General features: G+C 68.5%; 5 protein-coding genes. 3 read left to right on the top strand and 2 right to left on the bottom strand.

The genetic code is table 11. From position 1 onward, the window contains the following. Together BEN49_RS12575 and BEN49_RS12570 are read right to left on the bottom strand one after the other, a co-directional pair. On the bottom strand, positions 1–224 hold a 224-nt coding region (locus BEN49_RS12575), incomplete at its 3' end, for a hypothetical protein (RefSeq protein WP_141765668.1). A gap of 86 nt (positions 225–310) precedes the next feature. After that, positions 311–859 (bottom strand): RNA polymerase sigma factor, encoded by a 549-nt coding sequence (locus BEN49_RS12570; RefSeq protein WP_070743938.1) that lies wholly within the window; start codon positions 857–859, stop codon positions 311–313. Between the two features lie 405 nt (positions 860–1,264). Between BEN49_RS12570 and BEN49_RS29540 the strand changes: the two genes are divergently transcribed. From BEN49_RS29540 to BEN49_RS12555, 3 genes are all read left to right on the top strand, one after another. Beyond that, positions 1,265–2,725: a S8 family peptidase gene (locus BEN49_RS29540; RefSeq protein ID WP_369073213.1), complete on the top strand. Its 1,461-nt coding sequence runs from the start codon at positions 1,265–1,267 to the stop codon at positions 2,723–2,725. Further along, the gene (locus tag BEN49_RS30940; protein WP_369073212.1) at positions 2,644–2,823 is read left to right on the top strand and encodes a S8 family serine peptidase; all 180 of its coding nucleotides are present in this window, start codon (positions 2,644–2,646) and stop codon (positions 2,821–2,823) included. Before BEN49_RS29540 ends, BEN49_RS30940 begins: the two co-directional genes overlap by 82 nt. Positions 2,824–3,034: 211 nt before the next feature. Continuing rightward, positions 3,035–3,461: hypothetical protein (locus BEN49_RS12555; protein ID WP_204376103.1), on the top strand; the 427-nt coding region annotated here is incomplete at its 3' end.

Below are 3,461 nucleotides of genomic sequence, written 5' to 3'. Positions count from 1 at the left end.
AGGTGCTCGTCCTCCAGCCGCTCCCAGAGGTGGCGGCCGGGCGGGGTGGCGTGGGCGGCCAGCCCGGTGCGGAACAGCTCGTCGAGGCGGGCATCATCGGCGGCGGGTGGGGCCCCGGCGGCATCGGCCGCGTCGGCTAGGCGGGCCCACAGCGCCGGGTCGGGCGGGGTGGCGTGCCCGTCGAGGCCGTCGCGGAATAAGTCGTCAATATTTTCGGGAAGCATAAATTTTCAGTTATCAGTTAATTAGGTAGCAGTTGGCAGGGGCGGAAGGGCGGCTTGGCGAAGCTGTGGCCAGCGACGGCGCCCTGCTAACTGCCCACGGCCACGGCGGCGGCCCGGCCCACGCGGCGCTGCAACAGGGCCCGGGCCTTGCTGAGCTGCGACTTGCTGGTGCCCTCGCTGATGCCCAGGAGTTCGGCGATTTCCTGGTGGCCGTAGCCCTCCAGGGCGTAGAGGTTGAACACGGTGCGGTAGCCGGCGGGCAGCTCGGCCAGCAGGGCCAGCAGGTCGTCGGCCTGGAGCTGGGTATCGGCCGTGGCGGGGGTGCTGGCTAGGTTTTCGGGCTGCGCGAAGTCGTCGAACGAGAGCGTGAGCGGCTCTTTGCGGCGCAGCTCCATCAGGGCCCGGTTCACCATGATGCGGCGCACCCAGCCCTCGAAGCTGCCCTCGCCCCGGTAGGTGGGCAGGGCCCGAAACATCTGGGCGAAGCCCAGCAGCAGGGCTTCTTCGGCGTCTTCGCGGCGCTTGAGGTAGCGGCGGCACACCGTCAGCATGAGGCCCGCCAGGCGCTCGTAGAGCAGGCGCTGGGCACGGGGTTCGCCCCGCTGGCAGGCGGCAATCAGGTCGGCTTCGGTCACGGCAGAAAGGGTAGAGAAGGGCAGAGGCAAGGGGGTTTAGGCGCGGTAGATGCACAAAGCCGGCGCGGGGTTGCCCAAGGTGGAAAGTTTTTTTGGCAACGGCCGCGCCGCGGGGGCCCCGCCCCAGGCTTCTGAAGCTCAAAAGCTTCTGTCCATTAAGCAGCCATGCAGCGCGCAGCGGGGCAGTTCCCCCGCTGCGCTGAACGATTCATGCGAAGTAGGAGAGCCGCTTCGTTGCGCGCTGCATGACCGTTTTTATTATCCCCAATAGCCTTTCAAGAGACTTGGTCAGGGTGGTAAATATTATATAATATGAATATTAATTATTAACTTGGCCGGGTACCCAGGCATCGTCCGGCGGCCCACCCGCCCAGCGTCCCACTCCGTTGCCGCCACCCCCGCCCCATGGCCGCCGCCCCGTCTAACCCACCGGATAACAAGCCCTTCGACCCCGCCAGCCTGGCCCAGACGGTGATTGCCGTGCCCCTGCTGGCGCAACTCAAAAACCAGGCGCCCCGCCCCCGGGCCGGCGCGGCGCCAAGGCGGGGCCCCGCTGCCGCCGCCCAGGGCCCTGGCCGTCATCATCGACCTCAACCTGGAGTACCCCGGGGCCGTACCGAGGCCATGGCCTGGGTGGTGGTGGCCCTCAACGCGCTGGTGCCGGCGCTCACCGCCAACCCCGCCAACCTGGCCCTGGGCCTGAACGCCGACCAGCAGCCCAAGAACCTGCGCAGCCCGCAGTACCTGTTTGTACAGCTGGAGCCGGCCGTGATCGAGGCCCTAGTGGCCCGCGACCGGGACTACAACGACGGGCCCCTGCCCGCGGAAAGCCGCCGCGTGGGGCCCCGGGCCATCTACCGCATCTGGCCCGATTTCCCCATCCGGGGCCTGCTCAACAAGTCCATCTCGACGGTGAAGGGCGACGCGGCCCACGCCTCGTACGCGGCCCTGGGCGCGGGCATCGTGTGGGCCGTGCTCGACTCGGGCATCGACGGGGCCCACCCGCACTTCGCCACCTACCAAAACCTGGCGCTGCCGCCGCCCCTCACGCACGCCGATTTCACGCGGCCCGACGGCACCGCGGCCACCGCCCTGCGCGACGGCCAGGGCCACGGCACCCACGTGGCGGGCATCATCGCGGGGCAGTGGCCTGCGGGCGGGGCCCCGCTGCGGGCCTTCAACCGGCGGCGCGACGAGCAGGGCGAAATCGACTACGCCCCGGTGGAGGCGGCCGCCATCAGCGGCATCGCCCCGCGCTGCCAGCTCCTGAGCCTGAAGGTGCTGGACGACGACGGCGCGGGCGCGGCCAGCAACCTCATCGCGGCCATCGGCCTCATCCAGGAAATCAACGGCTACGGCCGGCGGCTGCTCGTGCACGGCGTGAACATGAGCGTGGGCTACGAATTTGACCCCGAGTGGTTTGCCTGCGGCCAAAGCCCGCTGTGCGTGGAAGTGAACCGCCTCGTGCGCTCGGGCGTGGCGGTGGTGGTGGCGGCCGGCAACACCGGCTACGGCACCGCCCAAAGCCAGTTCAACGGGGCCATTTCGGCGGGCATGGGCCTCACCATCAACGACCCCGGCAACGCCGACCTGGCCCTCACCGTGGGCTCAACGCACCGCGACATGCCCCACATCTACGGCGTGTCGTACTTCTCTTCCAAGGGCCCCACCGGCGACGGCCGCGCCAAGCCCGACCTGGTGGCGCCGGGCGAAAAAATCCTCTCCTGCGCCGCCGGGGCCCCAAGGGCCTGCCCTGCGACTACGTGGAGGACAGCGGCACGAGCATGGCCGCCCCGCACGTGTCGGGGGCCATCGCGGCGTTCCTCTCCATCCGGCGCGAGTTCGTGGGACAGCCCGAGCAGGTGAAGGAAATCTTTACCAGCTCCGCCACCGACCTCAAGCGGGAGCGCCACTTCCAGGGCGCCGGCCTCGTGGACCTCATGCGGGCCATTCAGTCGATATAACGAAGCTGTTTAGTAAGAATAATTGAACGTCATGCTGAGCGAAACGAAGTGGAGCCGAAGCATCTCTACCGCGGCAGTAATCATAGTTAATAAGCGAGCGAGATGCTTCGACAGGCTCAGCATGACGGCCTGCTTTTTTTAGTTCAAGAGCAAACCCTGCACAACCCGCCTGACCAAAAGAATTCCCCACCCTTCTCCCGCCGCCCTGCCCATGGAAACGCTGCACGACTTTCCCTACTTCCCCGTCGAGTTCACCAAGGACGGGCAGGTGTTTGACCCGGGCCAGGTGGACGAGTTGCTGGCCGGCCTGCGGGCGCAGGGCCCCACCGACCTGCTGGTGCTCGCCCACGGCTGGAACAACGACATGGCCGACGCCCGCGACTTGTACGACCGGTTGCTGGCGCAGCTTCGGCTGGTGCTGGCCGGCGGGGCCGTGCCGGCGCTGGCCGGGCGCACGTTTGCCGCGCTGGGGGTGCTGTGGCCCTCCAAGAAATTCGCCGATACCGCCCTGATTCCCAGCGGGGCCGCCGGCGCCAATTCGCCCGTGACCGCCGCCGTGCTGGCCGGGGCCCTAGCGCAGCTGCGCGGCACCTTCGACGCCCCCGACGCCGACCAGCGCCTGGCCGCCGCCCCAGCTG

This window comes from Hymenobacter coccineus, from assembly GCF_001816125.1.
GTDB lineage: Bacteria > Bacteroidota > Bacteroidia > Cytophagales > Hymenobacteraceae > Hymenobacter > Hymenobacter coccineus.
Note: the sequence above shows the minus strand (reverse complement) of the source record. Positions and strands in the feature narration are given on the sequence as shown.

Bases quoted from the DNA above. Each gene is read 5' to 3' on its own strand.
- BEN49_RS29540 (WP_369073213.1), top strand. From the start codon at position 1,265: ATGGCCGCCGCCCCGTCTAACCCACCGGATAACAAGCCCTTCGACCCC.
- BEN49_RS30940 (WP_369073212.1), top strand. From the start codon at position 2,644: ATGGCCGCCCCGCACGTGTCGGGGGCCATCGCGGCGTTCCTCTCCATC.